Genomic DNA, 20,062 nt, shown 5'->3' with positions numbered 1-20,062 from the left:
TTATAATGAGCTAATTGAAAAGGTAAAGAAAAAAAAGCAACTTTCTGATCGTTTGCTGTTTTTATCAGCAAAAAGGGCGAATGGTAACCCGATCCGCCCTGTTCTTAACCTAATTCAGCTGATAAAACTGATGCTTATTCCCACTCAATCGTCGCAGGTGGTTTACCTGAGATGTCATATACTACGCGAGAAATACCGTCGATCTCGTTGATGATACGGTTTGACACCTGACCCAGGAACTCATACGGCAGGTGTGACCAACGCGCCGTCATAAAGTCGATGGTTTCTACACAACGCAAAGAGACAACCCAGTCGTACTTACGCGCATCACCCATAACGCCTACTGAACGCACCGGCAGGAACACAGTGAAAGCCTGAGACACTTTGTGATACAGGTCAGCTTTATGCAGCTCTTCGATGAAGATAGCATCGGCACGACGCAGCAGATCGCAGTATTCTTTCTTGATCTCGCCCAGTACACGAACACCCAGACCAGGACCCGGGAACGGGTGGCGGTATAGCATATCGTACGGCAAGCCCAGCTCCAGGCCAATCTTACGTACTTCGTCTTTGAACAACTCACGTAGCGGCTCCACCAGACCCAGCTCCATGTCTTCCGGAAGACCACCCACATTGTGGTGTGACTTAATCACATGTGCTTTACCCGTGGCTGATGCTGCAGATTCGATCACGTCCGGGTAGATGGTGCCCTGTGCCAGCCATTTTGCATTAACACGCTTGCCCGCTTCCTCATCAAATACTTCAATGAAGGTGTGGCCAATCGCTTTACGCTTAGCTTCCGGGTCATCAATGCCTTTCAGTGCATTCAGGAAGCGATCTTCAGCATCCACTTTAACGATGTTCAGGCCAAATTTATCACCGAACATGTCCATGACCTGCTGGCCTTCATTCAAACGAAGCAGACCATTGTCAACGAATACACACGTCAGTTTATCGCCAATAGCGCGGTTGATCAGCATCGCCACCACAGATGAATCAACACCACCTGACAGACCCAGGATCACTTCATCGTCACCCACTTGCTCTTTAATACGAGCAACCGCATCTTCAATAATCTGGCTCGGCGTCCAGAGCTTTTCACAGCCACAGATATCCGTCGCAAAACGCTCAAGCAGGCGCAGGCCTTGTTGCGTGTGTGTCACTTCCGGATGGAACTGCACACCGTAGAAACGCTTTTCTTCCCAAGACATCGCAGCGTGCGGGCAGGTGTCTGTTTTTGCAGACGTGATAAATTGTTCCGGAATCTCGATGACTTTGTCACCATGGCTCATCCATACGTCCAGTTTACCAATACCGTCTTCAATGTGATCTTCAATCGCTTCGAACAAGGCACAGTTACCGACTTTTTCAACTTTCGCGTAACCAAACTCTTTCTTATCTGAGCTGTGTACCTTACCACCCAGCTGTGACGCCATGGTTTGCATGCCGTAACAGATACCAAGCACAGGCACACCTGCGTTGAACACATATTCTGGAGCGCGAGGGCTGCCTTCTAAAGTCGTTGACTCAGGACCACCTGACAGAATGATACCCTGCGGATTAAATTCGCGGATCTGCTCTTCGGTTACATCCCAGGCCCATAGCTCACAGTAAACGCCGATCTCACGGATGCGGCGGGCGATCAATTGAGTGTATTGAGAACCAAAATCTAAGATCAAAATACGGGAATCATGGATGTCTTTGCTCATTGATAATCTCGTTTGTTAGGAAGCGATAAAACTAGTAAAGCATAAGAAAAATACTTTACCTAAATGGCCGGGCAAGTTTGCCTGCCCAACGCATTGTATTTGACTATTTGTATCCGCCAGATAAAGGCAGACACTAAAATTAAGAAGGGCCGGCAACCGCCAGCCCACTTTTAACCCGCCGGGGTTAACCCATGCGGTAGTTTGGAGCCTCTTTGGTGATCTGCACGTCGTGGACGTGCGACTCACCCATACCCGCCGAAGTCACGCGGACAAACTGCGGCTTAGTGTTCAGTTCCAAAATAGTGGCACACCCAGTCAGGCCCATGGCACTGCGGATCCCGCCCACTTGCTGATGAATAATGGTGGCGATTGGGCCTTTATAAGCCACGCGGCCTTCAATACCCTCTGGTACCAGTTTTTCAGCTGAGTTGCTCTTCTGGAAGTAACGGTCTGATGAACCTTCTTTTTGGTTCATCGCGCCCAGAGAACCCATACCACGGTATGACTTGTAGTAACGGCCCTGATACAGTTCAACTTCACCCGGTGCTTCTTCAGTACCGGCCAGCATTGACCCCACCATGACACACGATGCACCAGCAACCAGAGCTTTAACAATGTCACCTGAGAAGCGAATACCACCATCAGCGATAACCGGAATGTCACGCCCTTTCAGACCATCAACGGCATCTGAAATTGCTGTGATTTGAGGCACACCACACCCAGTTACAATACGTGTAGTACAGATTGAACCTGGACCAATGCCCACTTTAACTGCATCTACACCGGCGTCAGCCAGTGCAATTGCACCGTCTGCTGTTGCCACGTTACCCGCTACGATTTGCAGATCCGGATACGCTTCACGGGTTGCCTTAACACGATCGATAACGCCCTGAGAATGGCCATGTGAAGTATCGATAAGCAATACATCTACACCCGCAGCAACCAAAGCTTCAATACGCTCATCAGTACCGGCGCCTACGCCCACAGCAGCACCTACACGAAGGCGACCTTGCTCGTCTTTACAGGCATTTGGCTTTTCTTGCGCTTTTTGGTAATCCTTAACCGTGATCATACCTTTCAGTTTAAAAGCATCATCAACGACTAAGATTTTTTCGATGCGGTGCTCGTGCATCAGGCCGAGGATCTCCTCACGTGAGGCGCCTTCTTTTACCGTAACCAGATCGGCTTTTTGTGTCATCACAGATGAAACAGGTTGATCTAGTTTGGTCTCGAAACGCATGTCACGGCTGGTGATAATGCCTTCCAGCAGGTTGTTTTCACCCACAACAGGGAAACCTGAAAAACCGTTTTCTTCAGCCAGTGCCAGTGTATCAGCAATGGTTTTATCCGCAGTCACAGTCACAGGGAAAGACACAATCCCCGCTTCATACGCTTTTACTTTGCGTACATTGCGCGCTTGTTCTTCAATGGTCATGTTCTTATGGATGAATCCGATGCCACCTTCCTGTGCAAGAGCAATTGCAAGGCGTGCTTCAGTTACTGTGTCCATAGAGGCAGAAACTAATGGCAAATTAAGTTCAATACCACGAGTCAGGCGTGTTTTTAAGTTCGCAGTGTGTGGTAGAACAGTCGAATGAGCAGGTACTAAAAGTACGTCGTCAAAGGTAAGGGCTTCTTTTGCAATTCTTAGCATGTGTGCGGCATCTCTCAAGTGAAACTGAGTATAAGGAATTGCGTGCGCATTTTATCAGCGTTCCTTATGCGAGTAAATAAAATTTAGCAAAAATATGTTAGAGTGTTCGTGAATTTTTTATGGAGCTGAGTATGTCGTTGCCACAACAAGAAAAAGTTTATTCGGTCTCACGCCTGAATCGTGAGATCCGCAGTTTGCTGGAACAGGGGTTCGCTTCTTTACAGCTGACCGGCGAGATCTCTAACTTTGTTGCTCCGGCATCCGGGCACTGGTATTTCTCTCTTAAAGATGACAAAGCACAAGTAAAAGCCGCCATGTGGCGCGGTAATAACCGCTATTGCCGCTACCGACCACAAAACGGTGAGCAGGTTTTAGCCCAGGCTCGCGTATCCGTGTATGAACCACGCGGAGACTATCAGCTCATCGTTGAACATATGGCACCAGCAGGCGAAGGCTTATTAAAGCAGCAGTTCGATGCCCTCAAACTGCGCCTGGCCGGTGAAGGCTTATTCAGTAGCCAGCATAAGCAACCACTGCCTGCACGCATAAACCGGGTGGGTGTCGTGACCTCTCCGACCGGGGCCGCAGTCAGAGACATTTTGTCGGTTCTGAAACGTCGTGCACCTCAGCTGGAAGTGGTGATCTATCCGACTCAAGTACAGGGTCAGGAAGCCCACCGGCAAATTGCCGCACAAATCGCCCTCGCCAATCGCCGTAATGAAGTGGATGTGTTGATCGTCGGCCGTGGTGGTGGATCGCTCGAAGATCTCTGGTGCTTTAATGAAGAAACGGTGGCCAGAGCAGTATTTACCAGCGAGTTGCCTGTGATCAGTGCCGTCGGTCATGAAATCGACACCACCATCAGCGATTATGTGGCCGATCTGCGTGCCCCCACCCCTTCCGCTGCCGCAGAACTGGTCAGCCCTGATGGGGCAGAAATTCTGGCTCAGGTCCGTCAACAAAAACAGCGACTGGAAGGTGCCATGCAGCGTTATCTGGCTCAGCAAACGCAACAGTTACACAATGCCCATCAACGCCTGCTGCTACAACACCCGCAAACTCAGCTGATGCAACAAGCACAAAAAGTAGATGAATTGAGTGGTCGGCTGCACCGGGCGATCAGCCACCAGCAACACCGAGCACAAAGCCGGGTTTCACTGGCACAACACCGCTTACAACAATTTCACCCGCAGCAAAAGCTACGTTATGCCAGCCAACACCTTGATGGACTGAAAGACAAGCTCACGCGTGCGATGCAAACATCGCAACAGCAACACCAGCAGCAACTTGCTGTGCTGGCAGCCAGGCTAGATAGCGTTAGCCCATTGGCGGTATTGTCACGTGGCTACAGCATTACCAAGTCAGGTGAGCAAGTCGTCAAGTCAATCCAGGATGTGGCCGTTGGTGACTTACTGATGACAGAATTGCATGATGGCCGCGTACAGACACAAGTGCTGGAACTCCATCCCCACACTGACAACAAAGAAAATGGTTAATACTCTGTGCTCAATTGACGGATGCTTTTGGTGCTCAGATGCACTTGCATCCCTTGCGCCGTTTGTTGAGCCGAACTGACCTTAAAGTGCGTTATCCAGGGGCTGTTAAAGAGGCTATCATTGAGGCGCTGCCATTGCATAGCATCTACGCCCTGGCTGCGTGGTACAAAACTTAACTGACACACATGGCGTTTACAGCCATAGCTGGCGTATGCGAAGTAAGTGCTTAAGTCACTGGTATAAAGAAAATCACCGAGCTGTAACTCGAGTTCATCGGCCCACACCGGGTCACGTGCTTCCGTGCGAAAAATATCTGCCAGCTGACGATGAATGTTGCCAGATGAAGTCACTTGCTGATGCTGTGCCGATGACTCAGACGCCGAATCGGCTTGTGCCTCCAGCTGAGCTAGTTCCCCTTGTAACTGTTGAACCTGTTGCTGCAATGCGGTGAGTTCTGCCCTGTCTTGTGAATTGTCGGAGGTTTCTCCATCAGAGAGCGTGTTTGACAATGAGGCAGTTGGCTGTTGAGCCCGAGGTGAAACGGGCTCCGCGTATTCTGACAGTGGAGTCGATGTAGGGGTTACAGCCCACCAGGTCAATGGTGCTGCAATCGCTGCTCCCAGTAGCATCCAGCACACTTTTTGGCCCAGGTTATCCATCAGCCCGCCTTGAGGTCAATTAAATGCTAGAGCATCGCGCTGGTATGAGATTCGTTACGGGCAATCAAATCTTCATCAAGAAAGTTCTGATCCATGGATTCGGCCGGACACGCGCAAGGAGGATTACCAACAACTTTCGCAGGCACACCCACTACAGTTGTATGTGGAGCGACTGCTTTAAGGACCACTGAGCCTGCACCTATGCGTGCACCTTCGCCCACTTCAATATTACCCAACACTTTTGCCCCTGCGCCAATCAATACACCTGCGCGTATTTTAGGGTGACGGTCGCCTTGCTCATTACCGGTTCCCCCTAAGGTTACCGACTGCAAGATTGAGACGTTGTTTTCTATGACGGCTGTTTCACCTATGACTATACCAGTCGCATGGTCAAACATAATGCCATGGCCGACTTTACAAGCAGGATGGATATCAACACCAAATACTTCGGATGAACGACTTTGGACAAAACGGGCGAGCTCTTTTCTGTCTTGTCGCCATAAGCAATGTGCGAGTCGGTGTGCTTGTATTGCATGGAAGCCCTTAAGGTTTGAAATAACGTTAAGGTAACTATCGGCAGCCGGGTCACGATCTTTAACTGCTTTTATATCATGCGCCACATGAGTCAGCATACGGTCACAATCCACAAAGGCCTGATCAAACAATTCACGAATAGTAAATGCCGATACCACGGCGTCTGCCAGCTTGTTAGCAACAATAAAGCTCAATGCTGCGCCCAGACAATCATGATTTAAAATACTTGAGTAAACATGGCTGGCGAGCAACGGCTCGCGGTCTACTAATTCGGTTGCTTCCTGACGAAGCTTTTGCCAGATCTCGTGTCTCATAAACTGCACTATTTCAATTATTCCAAGGCCTTGTTCTATCTTACCCTGCAAATGCGTAAATTAGCAGTGATAGTCAAATGCTTCTTGCATCAATTTGTTATTAATTATAACCCGAAACAACGGATTGGAGATGGATGAAAAGCAGGCGGATTGCAGATCCGCCTGAACAAGCAAGGAGTCCGCGATGGAACTCCGGCCTGAGGTTACTTAAATACCGCTTCTGCGTTCATCACGTCGATGTTCGCAGCTGGGATAGCGAGCTTGTAATTGGCGATGTGCTTATCTTCATCGATAAGTACTTGTGGTTTCTCAGCATTATAGTGCATTGGCGATTCTGTCTGATTAGCCAAACGCGCTTTCATATCAGCCGCATCGCCCGTAACAAACACGTAGTGAATATTGTCACTTTGCAGGTTTTCACGGATCACCCGATTCACATCTTCGACGGTCAAAGATGCCAGCTGGTCGCGAACATAACTGACAAACTCATCGGTATTGTAGAACTGGCTATCCAGTGCATAACCCAGCTGACGATCCTGACTGGCTACCATCTGAGGTACAAAGTTGCTCAGGAAGTTACGCGTTGCCTGGAAGTCACCTTCAGTCATACCGTCATTGATCAGTTTATCCAGTTCATATTGCGCGACGCGCGTGGCGAAGTGTGCATCGTTGTTCGAACGCAACGGACGCAGCCACACCTGGAAAATTTGCTCAGAGCGACCCAGGTTTGCATCTGGCTTAGTCTGGAACATGCCACGTGGGAAATACTCAATGTAAGCATAATCACCATAGTTCATGCCGCGTACCTGACGAATACGCTGGAACAGATAAGCATTCGAGTTACGGTGCTCACCAAAGTAAGAGCGTACTAACCACAGTGCAGTCCAGTCTTTGCTGCTGCGGATGGTATCAATTGGGAAGCCAAAAGAGACCGCTGTTGATTTAGCGCTCTTTTCTATGATGGTTGCATGGCGGCCAGTCAGTGCCGGTGCATCCGGGATAGTCAGGCGAGATACCTCACCTTTAGGCAGTTGCGCCAGGTCACTCAGCATACGCGCTTTAAGCTTGTCATTAAGCGCACCTGTGATGCCAACATTCAGCTTGGCCTGTGTAAACTCACTGCGATAGAAGGCTTTTACATCATCCAGTGTCAGTGCTTCCAGATCCGATAAATCGCCCAGGTTGTAGCTCTCATAGGGGTGACCCTGATATAGCTTGTGGTAGAGCACTTCTTTACCCAGTTCTTCATCGTTAGATGCTTTAAGGCCCGCCTTGATGTTGTCAATCATCTCTTTTTTCAGACGTTTAAAATCATCTTCACGGAAACCCGGGTTGAGTAACTGCTCACTGACTAACGCATACCACTGCGACGCATTGTCTTTGTGCACACGACCACGTAACGACAGCATTTCTTTGTCGATCTGATAATCGAAGCTTCCCGCAATCGGATAAAGTGCCTTTTGGATTTCTTTATACGACTTGCTCTGCGAGCCGCCATTAGCAATCATGGCTGCAGTCAATGCTGCGACGCCTTTTTTCCCTTTCGGATCGGCCGCCGCGCCGGTATAGAATAACAAGTTTACATCTACCAGAGGTGAAGCATTGGTGTTATCCAGTACAGAGAAATACTGCTGTTTTGGCTGGCTAAGTTGTGCAACCAGGTTATCCAGCTCAACTTCTTTGTCAAACCCCGCCACTTCCGTCAGATCAGACATAGTCACTGTGGTACGACCGCTGTCAACAAAATAACGGTTGGCTACATCGCGAATATCCTCGGCGCTCACTGAATCACTGGTCGCATACAACGTGTTGATCACTTCCGGATCGCGCTCAAAGTGCATGTACTCCGCCAGCATGCTGGCAATCGCCTGTGATGAGTCCAGCCCGTTCGCAAAGTTGTATTTAAGATTAGATTTAAGTGCTGCGAGTTTATCGCTGTCGACCAGCTCAGTGCGCGCAGTCGCATAAGTACGGTTGATGGCGTCACGCACTACGGCCAGGTCACTTTCTTCATTCACCTTCACAAAAACATGCAGCAGGCCCGGATCTTTGGTCTCGGCATTGTAGGTAAACATCTGACTGGCAATTTGCTTATCGACTACCAGCTCTTGATACAGCTCTGAGTTTTCAGAGAAATACAGTTGTGAGATCAGATCCAGTGCCGCACGATCTTTTTTCTGTGGCTCCCACGCTGTGCCTTTGTAAGAGACCAATAGCCAATGACCAGGCAGGCCGTCATAATGCTCATGCACGTATCTGGCTTGCTGCTGCTGTGGCTCAACCGGAATATCAGCAACGTAATTACCGCGCTGCCAGCCACCCCAGTGTTTTTTAACCATCTTCATGGTTTCCTGCGGATCCACGTCGCCGACAATCACAATCGAGACATATTCCGGCTTATAAAAGCGCTCAAAGAAAACCTGACCATACGCCATCTGGTCTGGCATGGCTTCGATATCTTCGAAGAAACCCATCGTGGTGTGCTTATAGGTATGTTTATCAAAGGCTTCTTTACGCACAGCACTTAACAGCTTGCGAATAGGACTGGCGTTGTTCTTCAGGTATTCGCCCTTTACCGTTAAGGCTTCGGTGCGGAACTGAGACTCGCTATAGCTCAGGTTCTGAAAAATATCGGCTTTGATCTCTAAAACCTTGTCCAGGTGCTCTTTAGAGAAGTTCAGATGGTAGTTAGTATAATCATTGGTGGTGTAAGCGCGGTTATCTACGCCTGAATTTTTCAGGATGTCAGCGTACACATCTTGGGGGAATTTCTCTGAGCCCTTAAACATCATGTGCTCAAAAAAGTGCGCAAATCCGGTGCGACCCGGTTCAACTTCATTACGCGAACCAACAGACACGGGGATCTGTAACGAGACAACATCAGGATAATCGGTTTTCACCACCATGACGCGCAGGCCATTATCCAACTCTTCCAGGACGTAGTCCTGCGCAAACACCTTGTTACTTGCCTGGGCCTGAACTTGGCCTGGCGTCTGCTCAGTCGATTGCTGAGAGGTTACGCACCCGGTCAGTGCCAGTGACACCGCCAGGCTGGTCGCCAGTAGTTTAAATTTCATATGCTTCCCTTAAATCTGTAGTGATTATTATTTTTGGCCTCGCGCGAGTGAGGCACATCGTTCCCAATTATGCCGCAATCCCGCTTGAATTCATCTTTACGCGCTCATTTTATGTAAAAAAATATGAACTGCATTGACCCGAACAAAGCTATCAGCAAAACAACGGCTTGCTCAAAAGCCGCAAAATCATATGAAAGAATTTCATGGGTATTGAATTTGTTTCAAGAAAAAAATCTATCTAGACGTCTAAATGGCTGCTATATTAGATCCCAGAAACTGAATTTTTGCCGGAGCCAAGATCATGGCGTTATCACTACAAGAGAAAATCTTAGACCCGAACCAAGGGGTATATTTGATTGGTACGACTCCGCCCAAATCCGGTACGGAGCGAGACAAAGTTGAGCGTATTGCCACTAAGCTACTCGACCGTCTGCACGAAATTGAATACGACGGCGTTATCATTTACGACATTCAGGACGAAAGTAGTCGCACCAATGTGCCCCGTCCTTTTCCGTTTAAAGAAACAGTCGATCCCTGTGAGTACAGCCGCCTGGTCAAGTCTTTGTCAAAGCTGGACGTGATCACGTATAAAAGTGTGGCTCAACGCGACAGCGCTGAATTTAATCAGTGGCTCAGCACCACCAAACAAGAGTTTGGTCTGAATAATTTAGTGCTGGTTGGCTCGCCGTCTTCGCAAGGTAAAATCAATTTACCACTGCCAGAGGCGTATCAGACGCTGGCCCAGCACGAAGAAAACTTTTTCCTCGGTGGGGTTACTATTGCTGAACGTCATGCATCCAAACGCAATGAACACGAGCGACTGATTGAGAAAACCACCCAGGGCTGCGAGTTCTTTATTTCTCAGGCCGTCTATGATGCACAGGCCACCATAGACTTGATCACCAGCTATGCCCGCACCTGCAAACAGCAAGGCATTGCGCCTAAACGGCTGATCCTGACTTTCACCCCGTGCGGCGGTGAGAAAACCTTGCAATTTATGGAATGGTTGGGCATTTCCGTGCCTGAAGCAACCAAATGGCGCATGCTGGATGCAGGCAACACCCTGAGTGAATCGATCCGCATTTGTCGTGAGAATTTGGATTCAATTCTGCGTAGTTGTGCTCACCTGGATGTTCCGCTGGGACTGAACATAGAAAGTCTGACTAACCGCAAAGAAGAGATCGATGCGTCTATCAATCTCTATCGCCTGCTCAAAGCCACCATGGAGCTGACACTGGCGGAAAAGCAGATCGCTTAGTAATACCAATTTGGAACCAATAAAAAACCGAGCACACTGGCTCGGTTTTTTTATTTTCAGACATCAGGTTATTCGGACTTTTGCTCTCTGCCAAGCAGTGCCATGGCCGCTTCTTTGACGTCTTTTTGTTGATACAGCACCTGATAGATCTGCTCCGTGATAGGCATTTCAATGCCAGTACGCTTTGCCAGCAAGTACACTTCTTTGGTGTTGCGATATCCTTCAACCACCTGGCCAATGCTCTGCATGGCCTCTTCAACGTTTTTACCCTGACCCAGAGCCAGACCAAAACGTCGGTTACGGGATTGGTTGTCAGTACAAGTCAGGATCAGATCGCCCAGTCCCGCCATCCCCATAAAGGTCTCAGAGCGAGCACCCAGCGATAGCCCCAGCCGGCAAAGCTCTGCCAGGCCACGGGTGATCAAGGCTGTTCTGGCATTAGCACCAAAGCCAAAACCATCTGACATACCCGCACCAATGGCGATGACGTTTTTCACTGCGCCGCCTAACTGGATACCGATAAAGTCGTCATTGCTGTACACCCGGAACGAGCGACCACAATGCAGCAACTTAGCCAGTTCACCTCTGAATGCTTCGCAACGAGATGACACTGAAATCGCGGTGGGTAACCCGGCCGCCATTTCTTTTGCAAAGGTTGGCCCGGACAAAACAGCCAGCGGAACCTGCTCACCGAGTACGTCCAGCGCAACATCCTGCAACAACCGACCGGTATCTGGCTCCAGCCCTTTTGTTGCCCAGGCAACCTTAGTACCAGGTAACAAGTGTGGCTTAATTGCCTCCAGAGTTTGCGCGAACGCATGACTGGGCACCACCACCAGGACCAGCTGACTGGCCTGGACGGCCTTGGTCAGTGAAGCTTCCAGCTGCAATGAAGCTGGGAAATCAATGTCTGGCAGATAACGGGCATTCTGACGCGAGCTGGCTAACTGCGCGATGGCAGTGCTGTCACGTCCCCAAAGAGTAACCTGGTGACCGTTGCGGGCAAAACAAATAGCAAGGGCGGTGCCATACGACCCCGCCCCTAATACGGTCACAGCTGAATGTGCTGTATTCATCACTTATGCGTCAGCAGCTTGCTCTTGCGCGGCACGTTGCTGCATGTACTGAGCAAATAGCGCGTCAAAGTTAACTGGTGCCAGGTTCAATTGTGGGAAAGTACCACGGTTAACCAGACCAGATACCGCTTCACGTGCATACGGGAACAGGATGTTCGGGCAGAATGCGCCAAGCATGTGTGCCATTTGTAGCTCTTCCAGTTCACCGATAGAGAAGATACCTGCTTGCTGGATTTCACATAGGAATGCGGTTTCTTCGCCCAATGACGCAGTCACAGTCAGTGCCAGAACAACTTCATATACACCTTCGTCCAGCTTGGCAGAACGCGTGTCCATGTCCAGTTTTACCTCAGGTGTCCACTCTTTCTGGAAAATAGCCGGAGAGTTAGGCGTTTCGAAAGACACGTCTTTGGTATAGATGCGCTGAATGTTAAATTGTGGACCTTGTTGTTCTTCTGCAGCAGCTGCGTTGTTTTGCTCTGTCATTGTTCTTCCTAATTATTCGTCTTTATTTAATGTGGGGCAGCACCACGAGTCGTACCCGGGATGCCAAAAGTTATTTCAGTAATGCGTCCAGCTTACCTTGTGCTTCAAGTGCCATCATGTCGTCACAACCACCAATGTGCTGCTCTTTGATGAAAATCTGTGGCACAGTATGACCGCCATTTGCTTTACTGATCATCTCTTCACGCAGCTCGGGTTGCGCGCCGATATCATACTCGGTATATGTGACACCTTTACTATCCAGCAACGCCTTTGCGCGATGACAGTAAGGACAGTAATCCTTTGTATAAATAACAACTTGGCTCATATTTACTCCTATTTACCCGAGGCGGTTGGCAGGCCGGCTGTTTGCCAGGAACCAAAACCACCCGACAAAACGTATACTTGCTCAAAGCCCGCTTTGTACATATTGCTGGCAATGCCAGATGCGGTCATGCCGGTGTTACACACCAGTATAATGGGCTTAGTTTTGAACTTTTCAAGTCCTGCGAAATCATTTTGTTTGGCTTTTTCCACATTCATGTGTTCGCTGCCTGCGATGCGCGAACCGTTAAACTCCTTCACTGCACGCATGTCAAACACCTGACCTTCCTGACGGTTCACCAGGATAGTGAGCTGTTGCGGATTGATCTGACGGATTTTAGAAAACATGCCTTTCAACCAGCTAGAGACCAACATAGCTGCTAAAACCAGCCAGATGATGCTGAGAATGGGGTTTCTGCCTAAAAACTCGATGTATTGTTCCATATTGTTCTTACCAACCGGGAAAATGAAATTGCTCGCGAGTATACTTTCTTACGGGCGTTGGTACAAACATCTGTGACGTAATCGCTCAGTCCACTGACACTGCCCAATCCCCTGCACAGCACTCGGCATAGCTAAGTGCCCTCATAGTTAATGGCTAATGTGAATTTTAAAGTGGTTGAGGATAAATCACGCTTAGAGGGCTGAATAATCATATAAAACAGGGTATCCTATGGCCAGATTTCGTGCACGTTTCAGGAGCCCAAATGACTGTGAAGAAAAAACCTCTGGTATTAATGATCCTAGATGGCTGGGGATACCGCGAAGATGCTGAGAGCAATGCTATTTTAGCAGCCAACACGCCGGTATTAGATGAACTATGGCAAACACGTCCGCGTACGCTGATCTCTGGTTCAGGCCTGGATGTGGGATTACCAGACGGTCAGATGGGCAACTCAGAAGTCGGCCACGTTAACCTCGGTGCCGGCCGTATCGTCTACCAGGACTTTACCCGCATCACCAAAGCCATTGATGATGGCGAGTTTGAGCATAACCCCGCACTGGTCGATAACATCGACAAGGCCGTTGCAGCTGGTAAAGCGGTTCACCTGATGGGACTACTGAGTCCGGGCGGCGTACACAGTCACGAAGATCACATTGTTGCCGCCATCGAGCTGGCAGCTAAGCGCGGTGCCAAAGCGGTTTACTTCCACGCCTTTTTGGACGGTCGTGATACCCCTCCTCGCAGTGCACAGGCTTCGATTGAACGTATTGAAGCACTCTTCACTAAGCTGGGCTGTGGTCGTCTGGCCTCAATTGTAGGTCGTTACTATGCCATGGATCGCGATAACCGCTGGGAGCGCGTTGAAGCCGCTTATAACCTGATGGTCTGTGGCCAGGCTGAGCACCGTTTTGCCGATGGCGTCAGCGCCCTGAACGCCGCCTATGACCGCGATGAAAACGACGAATTTGTTAACGCCACGGTGATTGCCGCAGAAGACCAGGAAGCAGCCACCATCAACGATGGCGATACGCTGATCTTCCTCAATTTCCGTGCTGACCGCGCCCGTCAAATGAGCCGTGCGTTTGTGGATGCCGACTTTGATGGCTTCAACAAACAAAAAGCGCCAGTGCTGAGCGGTTTTGTGATGATGACAGAGTATGCTGCCGACATTCATGCCCCTATCGCCTTTGCACCGGAGAAGCTCACCAATGTATTGGGCGAATGGTTAGCCAAGCATAATAAAACGCAGCTACGCATTTCTGAAACAGAAAAATATGCCCACGTGACTTTCTTCTTCAGTGGTGGTCGTGAAGACCTCTTTGAAGGTGAAAAGCGCGAGCTGATCCCATCACCGCAAGTTGCTACTTATGATTTGCAGCCTGAGATGAACTCAGCCTTGCTGACCGACACACTCATTGACGCCATTCACAGTGGCGAGCACGACGTGATCATCTGTAACTACCCGAATGGCGACATGGTCGGTCACTCCGGCGTATTTGATGCGGCTGTAAAGGCCTGTGAAGCCGTCGATGCCTGTATTGGCCGCGTTGTTGCTGCATTGGAAGAAGCCGGCGGTGAAGCACTGATCACAGCCGATCACGGTAATGCCGAGCAAATGGTGAACAGCAAAACAGGCCAGGCCCACACGGCACACACCAGCGAGCCTGTACCTTTCATCTATATCGGCCGCGATGCACAACCACAAACGGGTAAAACCCTCAGCGATGTCGCACCGACTATGTTGCATCTGCTGGGTATGGCACAACCTGAGGAAATGACTGGTTCTCCCGTCATGCTACTGAAGTAATTTATGCGCCATACGCTTGCTGTACTCTCGGTCTGTTTGCTGCCTTTACTGGGACAGGCAAATGAAACCCGCACCAAAGCCGATCTGGCTGCGGTGCAGGCTGAGCTCAAAAAGAGTCAGGCCGCCTATCAACAGCAACAAGCCAGCTTTAGTGCACTCAAAAGCACCCTGCAGTCTTTTGAGCTGGAAATCGCCAAGAGTGCCAAGGCACTGGCATTCACCGAGCAAGGGATCAGCGAAAACAAACAACAACAATACACGCTGCAACGCGAAGCAGAGCAGCTTGAATTGCAAAAAAAGCGCTTACAGCGGCTGCTGGCAGCACAGCTCAAAAGTGCCTATGTCACAGGCAGCCACGATTACTCAAAAATGCTGTTGAACCAGCAACATGCCGCGGCGTTAGAGCGCACCATCAGTTACTACGATTACTTTAACCAGGCACGTATCGCGCAGCTCGAAGCCCTCAAATCAGTATTTGCCAAATTGGCAGAAAACCGTGCCCAGTTAGAGCGTAAAAAGAAACAGCTGCTTGCGTTACAAGCGCAGCAGACCGTCCGTCGGGACGAATTAATGCTGGCGCAAAACGCCCGCAAAACCCACCTGGCCAAACTCAACGATAAGCTCAGTCAGGCAAAAGCGGCTATCGCCTACCTTGAAGAGAACGAGCAAACCTTAATTTCCACCCTCGAAACCTTAGCCTCAGAGCAGGCCAGCAGCCCAGAACAATATGTGGCGCAACTGCAAGGACTACAAAGGTTAAAGGGCAAACTTGCCTGGCCTCTCGATGGCCGTCTGAAACACAGATTTGGTCAGCGCAAACATGTTGGCATGAACTGGAAAGGCGTCGTGATCCGCGGCAGCAATGGCACACCGGTTAATAGTGTCGCACCGGGTCAGGTGGTCTATGCCGATTGGTTGAACGGTTTTGGCTGGGTCATCGTATTGGATCATGGGGAAGGCTTTATGAGCCTGTACGGTCATGCCCAGACCCTGCTCAAAGACGTTGGCGATCAGGTTATGCCAGGCGAGCCCATTGCTCTGGTTGGGCAAAGCGGCGGACAAACTGATCCTGGTCTATACTTCGAAATACGGCATAAGGGAAGCGCTGTTGATCCAGTAAAATGGTGCAGATCCAGTTAACTGACTAACCGATGCTGCCCCCCAGTGAGGAGCAGCATATGATGACTCCATGTGTTCAACCTGATAAAAACCACCTCTGGCATTGGCTGTTTGTACTCGGCCTGATGCTCAGTTTGCTGTGTTTACCGCTTAGTGCCAAACAGCTATCCAGCGAGCAAATTGACGAAATTCTCTATCATATACACACCTATTATGTGGAAGATCTGCCGCTTAGCCATGTAAAAAAAGACAACTTTAGTGAATTACTTACCCAGCTTGATGACTATTCTAAGTTCCTTGACGAGCACGAACTTGAAGCCTTATTCAGCGCGGCCAACGGCCGCTACACCGGACTGGGTATTGAGGTAGAAGAAGTCGAGGATGGCGTCGTTATTGTCGATACGCTGCCAGGCTCTCCGGCAGAAGCCGCGGGCATTGAGGGCGGTGACAAGCTGTTGGCCATCAACACCCATGATGTGAAACGGAAATCTATTGCTGAAGTCTCTAAGCTACTGCGAGAGGCCCAATTTTCGACCATACAACTCACCGTGGAGCGCGCCAATACAGAAGTCACATTGGCACTCAGACGTCAGGAGATCACTCTGCGTAGTGTCTCCAGCCAGCTGTTACCCGGCGGCATTGGTTATGTGCTACTAAGCAGCTTTAATAATCACAGTTACCACGACATTGCCCGTCATATCAGCATGCTCAATAGCCATCTGGGGGCACCACTCAAGGGCCTGATCATCGACTTGAGAGACAATCCCGGCGGCACACTCAACAGTGCTGTGGCCATCTCAGATTTGTTTTTGCAAAGCGGCACCATCGTCAGTACCCGGGGACGCTTTTATGATGCCAATCAACGCTTTTTTGCTGCCCAGGGCGATATACTCAATGGTGCCCCAATGTTAGTGCTGATCAATGAGCAGTCCGCTTCAGCAGCCGAAATACTGGCCGGCGCACTGCAAGACAACAGCCGGGCATTGATCCTGGGTAACCGCTCTTATGGCAAAGGGTCAGTTCAGTCTTTGATCCCCATAGGCAATGGTACCACCGCACTTAAGCTGACCACGGCTCGCTATTTCACTCCCTCAGGCCAGTCCATAGAAGGAACCGGGATCCAGCCAGATGTGATTTTTAGTAAACAAGTACTTTTAGAACTGGACAAAGACGCTATAATGGCTGGTGAAAAAAAGGTCAGACTGACCTTTGTTGCCAACCTAGATAAACATTGGCAAGAAGCGGAACAGCTATTACAAAACCATAATTTACAACAATAATTCAGGATAGTGCGCTTACTTATAACAAGCTTTTTGGTGCTTTTTCTCTGCGCGGCACCAAGCTATGGCAACCAGGTTGCCATCGTCATCGACGACATTGGATATCACGAACGTGACCTAGAACTGCTGGATCTGCCCGGCCAATTGAGTTACGCCATTTTACCACACACCCCGTTTTCACAACGCTTTGCTTATCAGGCCAGTCACAAGCGCCGCGAATTGCTGTTGCACATACCGATGCAGGCACTTGAAGACAAAGCTCTGGGACCCGGTGGCCTGACCTTAGACATGCGCAAATGGCAGCTGCAAACCACGCTGGGCCATGCGCTGGCAACCTTACCTCAGGTCAAAGGCGTCAATAATCACATGGGCTCAGCACTCACCCAATCTGTCGAGCCAATGAAGTGGACCATGGAGCTCCTCAAAAAACGCGGGCTATACTTTCTTGACAGCCGCACCACAGAACTCAGTCAGGCCCAGAATGTAGCCAATTTGTATGGTGTTGCTAATGTCGCCCGCCATGTCTTTTTAGATAACCAGACACAGCCCGATGCACTGCGTCGCCAGTTTGAAGAACTAAAATCACTTGCCCGTCAGCAAGGCTACGCCATCGGGATTGCGCACCCCTATCCGCAAACCCGACTCTTTCTTGCCGAAGCACTGGGCGAATTGGCAAACGAGGGCATCGAACTGGTTCCTTTGTCACACCTGGTTGAACAAAAGTACATCCAGCTGGCTGCGGTAAAACGTAGCCCGCTCACCTCGGAATAAGGCCTGTCGGCATCAATACATCACCCTCCTCAGCGATTAAACCGTCTATTAGCTGCACTCCAAAAGCCCTATTTTGGGATGCAGCCAGAAGACAAGCTCGCAATCTCTTGTCACGTCTGTACAAAGGTAAGCGCCTCAACAATAACCGGACACGGGCTTCCCTCAGCGGGATAGATGCGTCTTAATTAAACGCATTGGCAGAAAAATTTGATCTGGGACCATTCACTGATGCCCGGTGTCGGCTAGACTTAACTCAGACAGCATGCTCGCTTAAGGAAGTACTATGTTAACCACAGTTGCCGATTTAATGACGCCAGATCCACTGGCGGTTAGTGAAACCAATACCCTCAACGATGCCCATAACCTGATGCGTGAAAAGAACATTCGCCATATCCCGGTCATAGACGACAATGGCATGCTGGTTGGTATGCTGACACAGAAGATCATGATTGCCAAAGTGATGGGGATCATTGCCACCTACGGCACCAATGCACTGGAGCGTAAAGAAAAACAACAACAAGTTGCTGAAGTGATGGCCACCGACTTTGCCAGTGTTCAGCCACAGCAAAGCTTACAGGAAGTGGTGCGGTTTTTTGTTGATAACCGTCATGGCTGCATGCCGGTCACAGATGACAAGGGCAAATTGTTAGGTATTTTGACTTCATCGGACTTTGTCCGTCTGGCCGCCGCCTTACTGTCATAAAAAAGCCCCTGTTGGGGCTTTTTCTTTGCATTTCAGTCCTATCAGGCTTTAGCTTGCAGGGTACGTGCTACTGTGCGCATACCTAACGTTGTTGCGCCCGATGCCCATTGCGAGCCCCCTGTGTTCTGGAACGAGGCTGCCAGGTCGATATGCACCCAGCCCTGGCCTTCATTGGGCACAAAGCGAGACAAGAAGCCCGCTGCATTAGATGCACCACCGAAGCCACCGCCCTTTTGTGCACGGCTGTTCGCTGTGTCAGCGTACGCAGACGGACAGTTGTTCTGGTGCCATTTTTCCAGTGGCAACGGCCAGGCCGCCTCAAATTCTTCATGAGCATACTGTTGTACTTCGCTCACTAATTCTTTGTCCAGACCAAACAGAGCATTGTATTCCTGACCAACCGCAACCAGGGCTGCGCCCGTCAGAGTAGCTGCGTCAATAATCAATGGCGCACCGGTTTCACCGGCAGCCATCAGACCATCAGCCAGTACCAGACGACCTTCCGCATCCGTGTTGACAATTTCAACTGTGGTACCATTTTTATAAGTCAGGATATCTCCCAGCTTATAAGCATGACCTGAAATTAAGTTTTCCGCACAGCATAAGAACAGCTTGATGCGCTTGTCTATGCCACGCTGGATAGCAATAGCCAGGCCAGCTGTCACTGTCGCTGCGCCGCCCATGTCACATTTCATGGTGAGCATGCCTTCGCTTGGCTTAATTGAATAACCGCCTGAATCAAAGGTGATACCTTTACCCACCAACGCTGCCGCAACCGGGGCGTCTTCATCGCCTGTTGGGTTAAAATCCAGCTCCAGTAATACCGGAGGACGCTCACTGCCCCGGCCCACTTCATGGATCCCGATCCATTGATGTTCAAGCAGGGCGTTCCCTTTAATGATTTGGTAGCTGACATGCTCGGGGGCCAGTGACTGAATAAACTCAGCCGCTTTACCTGCCAGGCTTTCCGGATAAATGTCTTCAGCCGTGCCATTGATCATCTGACGGGTCCAGGTTGCAGCCGTTTTCAGTGCCTGTAGTTCACTGAGGTCAGACTGTGCGTTATCACAGAAGGTAACACCATCCAGTTGCTTCGGGCTTACAAACCCCTGATAAAATGCCCACTGAGATTCAGTGCACCAGGCATCACCCTGTAACTCAACCGCCAGGATCCCTTGCTGTGCCACGCTGCGGCCCGCTTTTTGAATGGTCTTCAGTGTCTCGTGTTCGCTCAGGTGCACCAGCGCACCTTCCTGATCGTACGATAAAGTCGCATTGCCACCCCAGTGTGCAGCCGGGGCCTGATCCGTCAGTCGAACAATAAATTTGTCAGCCATATATGATTTCACTCTT

The 20,062-nt window shown here is 49.9% G+C and carries 17 protein-coding genes; 7 read left to right on the top strand and 10 right to left on the bottom strand.

What is annotated here, in order from left to right:
- Nucleotides 1-134 precede the first annotated feature (134 nt).
- Entirely contained in the window at nt 135-1,709 is a 1,575-nt protein-coding gene (guaA, locus tag QNM19_RS15520) for a glutamine-hydrolyzing GMP synthase (RefSeq protein ID WP_049862899.1), read from the bottom strand.
- A gap of 184 nt (nt 1,710-1,893) precedes the next feature.
- Complete coding sequence (gene guaB, locus QNM19_RS15515; protein WP_010383433.1) at nt 1,894-3,363, bottom strand: IMP dehydrogenase; 1,470 nt, start codon at nt 3,361-3,363, stop codon at nt 1,894-1,896.
- 131 nt (nt 3,364-3,494) lie between these two features.
- Between guaB and xseA the strand changes: the two genes are divergently transcribed.
- Nucleotides 3,495-4,859, top strand: a complete 1,365-nt coding sequence (gene xseA / locus QNM19_RS15510) for an exodeoxyribonuclease VII large subunit (RefSeq protein ID WP_284026896.1) — start codon at nt 3,495-3,497, stop codon at nt 4,857-4,859.
- On the opposite strand, the gene QNM19_RS15505 is transcribed toward xseA, so the two are convergent.
- The 3 genes from QNM19_RS15505 to QNM19_RS15495 form a co-directional block, all read right to left on the bottom strand.
- A complete protein-coding gene (locus tag QNM19_RS15505) occupies nt 4,856-5,518 on the bottom strand; it encodes a hypothetical protein (protein ID WP_049862900.1) in 663 nt (220 codons plus the stop codon). The genes xseA and QNM19_RS15505 overlap by 4 nt on opposite strands.
- A 26-nt stretch (nt 5,519-5,544) precedes the next feature.
- Entirely contained in the window at nt 5,545-6,366 is an 822-nt protein-coding gene (gene cysE, locus QNM19_RS15500; protein ID WP_049862932.1) for a serine O-acetyltransferase, read from the bottom strand.
- Nucleotides 6,367-6,569: 203 nt separating this feature from the next.
- The gene (locus QNM19_RS15495) at nt 6,570-9,443 is read right to left on the bottom strand and encodes a M16 family metallopeptidase (RefSeq protein ID WP_284026895.1); all 2,874 of its coding nucleotides are present in this window, start codon (nt 9,441-9,443) and stop codon (nt 6,570-6,572) included.
- Nucleotides 9,444-9,744: 301 nt separating this feature from the next.
- Between QNM19_RS15495 and QNM19_RS15490 the strand changes: the two genes are divergently transcribed.
- Entirely contained in the window at nt 9,745-10,701 is a 957-nt protein-coding gene (locus QNM19_RS15490) for a methylenetetrahydrofolate reductase (protein WP_049862901.1), read from the top strand.
- Nucleotides 10,702-10,769: 68 nt separating this feature from the next.
- Here the strand turns inward: QNM19_RS15490 and gpsA are convergent, their stop codons facing one another.
- The 4 genes from gpsA to QNM19_RS15470 all read right to left on the bottom strand — a co-directional run bounded on the left by gpsA (nt 10,770) and on the right by QNM19_RS15470 (nt 13,028).
- Complete coding sequence (gpsA, locus tag QNM19_RS15485; protein WP_010383439.1) at nt 10,770-11,777, bottom strand: NAD(P)H-dependent glycerol-3-phosphate dehydrogenase; 1,008 nt, start codon at nt 11,775-11,777, stop codon at nt 10,770-10,772.
- 3 nt (nt 11,778-11,780) lie between these two features.
- A complete protein-coding gene (secB, locus tag QNM19_RS15480) occupies nt 11,781-12,263 on the bottom strand; it encodes a protein-export chaperone SecB (RefSeq protein WP_010383440.1) in 483 nt (160 codons plus the stop codon).
- Between the two features lie 70 nt (nt 12,264-12,333).
- Complete coding sequence (gene grxC / locus QNM19_RS15475) at nt 12,334-12,588, bottom strand: glutaredoxin 3 (RefSeq protein ID WP_010383441.1); 255 nt, start codon at nt 12,586-12,588, stop codon at nt 12,334-12,336.
- An 8-nt stretch (nt 12,589-12,596) separates the two neighbouring features.
- Nucleotides 12,597-13,028, bottom strand: coding sequence for a rhodanese-like domain-containing protein (locus QNM19_RS15470; protein WP_049862902.1), 432 nt, complete (start codon nt 13,026-13,028; stop codon nt 12,597-12,599).
- A gap of 263 nt (nt 13,029-13,291) precedes the next feature.
- On the opposite strand from QNM19_RS15470, the gene gpmM reads away from it, so the two are divergent.
- From gpmM to QNM19_RS15445, 5 genes are all read left to right on the top strand, one after another.
- On the top strand, nt 13,292-14,836 hold the full coding sequence (gpmM, locus tag QNM19_RS15465) for a 2,3-bisphosphoglycerate-independent phosphoglycerate mutase (RefSeq protein WP_049862903.1): 1,545 nt from the start codon (nt 13,292-13,294) through the stop codon (nt 14,834-14,836).
- Between the two features lie 3 nt (nt 14,837-14,839).
- A complete protein-coding gene (locus QNM19_RS15460; RefSeq protein WP_049862904.1) occupies nt 14,840-15,976 on the top strand; it encodes a murein hydrolase activator EnvC family protein in 1,137 nt (378 codons plus the stop codon).
- 38 nt (nt 15,977-16,014) lie between these two features.
- The gene (locus QNM19_RS15455) at nt 16,015-17,235 is read left to right on the top strand and encodes a S41 family peptidase (protein WP_049862905.1); all 1,221 of its coding nucleotides are present in this window, start codon (nt 16,015-16,017) and stop codon (nt 17,233-17,235) included.
- 36 nt (nt 17,236-17,271) lie between these two features.
- Nucleotides 17,272-18,006 (top strand): divergent polysaccharide deacetylase family protein, encoded by a 735-nt coding sequence (locus tag QNM19_RS15450; protein ID WP_417712479.1) that lies wholly within the window; start codon nt 17,272-17,274, stop codon nt 18,004-18,006.
- Nucleotides 18,007-18,289: 283 nt separating this feature from the next.
- Nucleotides 18,290-18,709, top strand: a complete 420-nt coding sequence (locus QNM19_RS15445) for a CBS domain-containing protein (RefSeq protein ID WP_284026894.1) — start codon at nt 18,290-18,292, stop codon at nt 18,707-18,709.
- A gap of 41 nt (nt 18,710-18,750) precedes the next feature.
- Here the strand turns inward: QNM19_RS15445 and pepB are convergent, their stop codons facing one another.
- Complete coding sequence (pepB, locus tag QNM19_RS15440; RefSeq protein WP_049862906.1) at nt 18,751-20,046, bottom strand: aminopeptidase PepB; 1,296 nt, start codon at nt 20,044-20,046, stop codon at nt 18,751-18,753.
- Nucleotides 20,047-20,062: the final 16 nt, after the last annotated feature.

The sequence above is a fragment of the Pseudoalteromonas ardens genome (genome assembly GCF_030125445.1).
Taxonomy (GTDB): Bacteria; Pseudomonadota; Gammaproteobacteria; order Enterobacterales; family Alteromonadaceae; genus Pseudoalteromonas; species Pseudoalteromonas ardens.
The sequence above is the reverse complement of the archived record's forward strand: the minus strand, read 5'-3'. Positions and strand labels throughout refer to the sequence as shown.

Bases quoted from the DNA above. Each gene is read 5' to 3' on its own strand.
- QNM19_RS15455 (WP_049862905.1), top strand. From the start codon at position 16,015: ATGATGACTCCATGTGTTCAACCTGATAAAAACCACCTCTGGCATTGG.
- guaB (WP_010383433.1), bottom strand. From the start codon at position 3,363: ATGCTAAGAATTGCAAAAGAAGCCCTTACCTTTGACGACGTACTTTTA.
- QNM19_RS15470 (WP_049862902.1), bottom strand. From the start codon at position 13,028: ATGGAACAATACATCGAGTTTTTAGGCAGAAACCCCATTCTCAGCATC.
- grxC (WP_010383441.1), bottom strand. From the start codon at position 12,588: ATGAGCCAAGTTGTTATTTATACAAAGGATTACTGTCCTTACTGTCAT.
- cysE (WP_049862932.1), bottom strand. From the start codon at position 6,366: ATGAGACACGAGATCTGGCAAAAGCTTCGTCAGGAAGCAACCGAATTA.
- secB (WP_010383440.1), bottom strand. From the start codon at position 12,263: ATGACAGAGCAAAACAACGCAGCTGCTGCAGAAGAACAACAAGGTCCA.
- QNM19_RS15460 (WP_049862904.1), top strand. From the start codon at position 14,840: ATGCGCCATACGCTTGCTGTACTCTCGGTCTGTTTGCTGCCTTTACTG.
- gpmM (WP_049862903.1), top strand. From the start codon at position 13,292: ATGACTGTGAAGAAAAAACCTCTGGTATTAATGATCCTAGATGGCTGG.
- xseA (WP_284026896.1), top strand. From the start codon at position 3,495: ATGTCGTTGCCACAACAAGAAAAAGTTTATTCGGTCTCACGCCTGAAT.
- gpsA (WP_010383439.1), bottom strand. From the start codon at position 11,777: ATGAATACAGCACATTCAGCTGTGACCGTATTAGGGGCGGGGTCGTAT.
- QNM19_RS15505 (WP_049862900.1), bottom strand. From the start codon at position 5,518: ATGGATAACCTGGGCCAAAAAGTGTGCTGGATGCTACTGGGAGCAGCG.
- QNM19_RS15495 (WP_284026895.1), bottom strand. From the start codon at position 9,443: ATGAAATTTAAACTACTGGCGACCAGCCTGGCGGTGTCACTGGCACTG.
- pepB (WP_049862906.1), bottom strand. From the start codon at position 20,046: ATGGCTGACAAATTTATTGTTCGACTGACGGATCAGGCCCCGGCTGCA.
- QNM19_RS15490 (WP_049862901.1), top strand. From the start codon at position 9,745: ATGGCGTTATCACTACAAGAGAAAATCTTAGACCCGAACCAAGGGGTA.
- guaA (WP_049862899.1), bottom strand. From the start codon at position 1,709: ATGAGCAAAGACATCCATGATTCCCGTATTTTGATCTTAGATTTTGGT.
- QNM19_RS15445 (WP_284026894.1), top strand. From the start codon at position 18,290: ATGTTAACCACAGTTGCCGATTTAATGACGCCAGATCCACTGGCGGTT.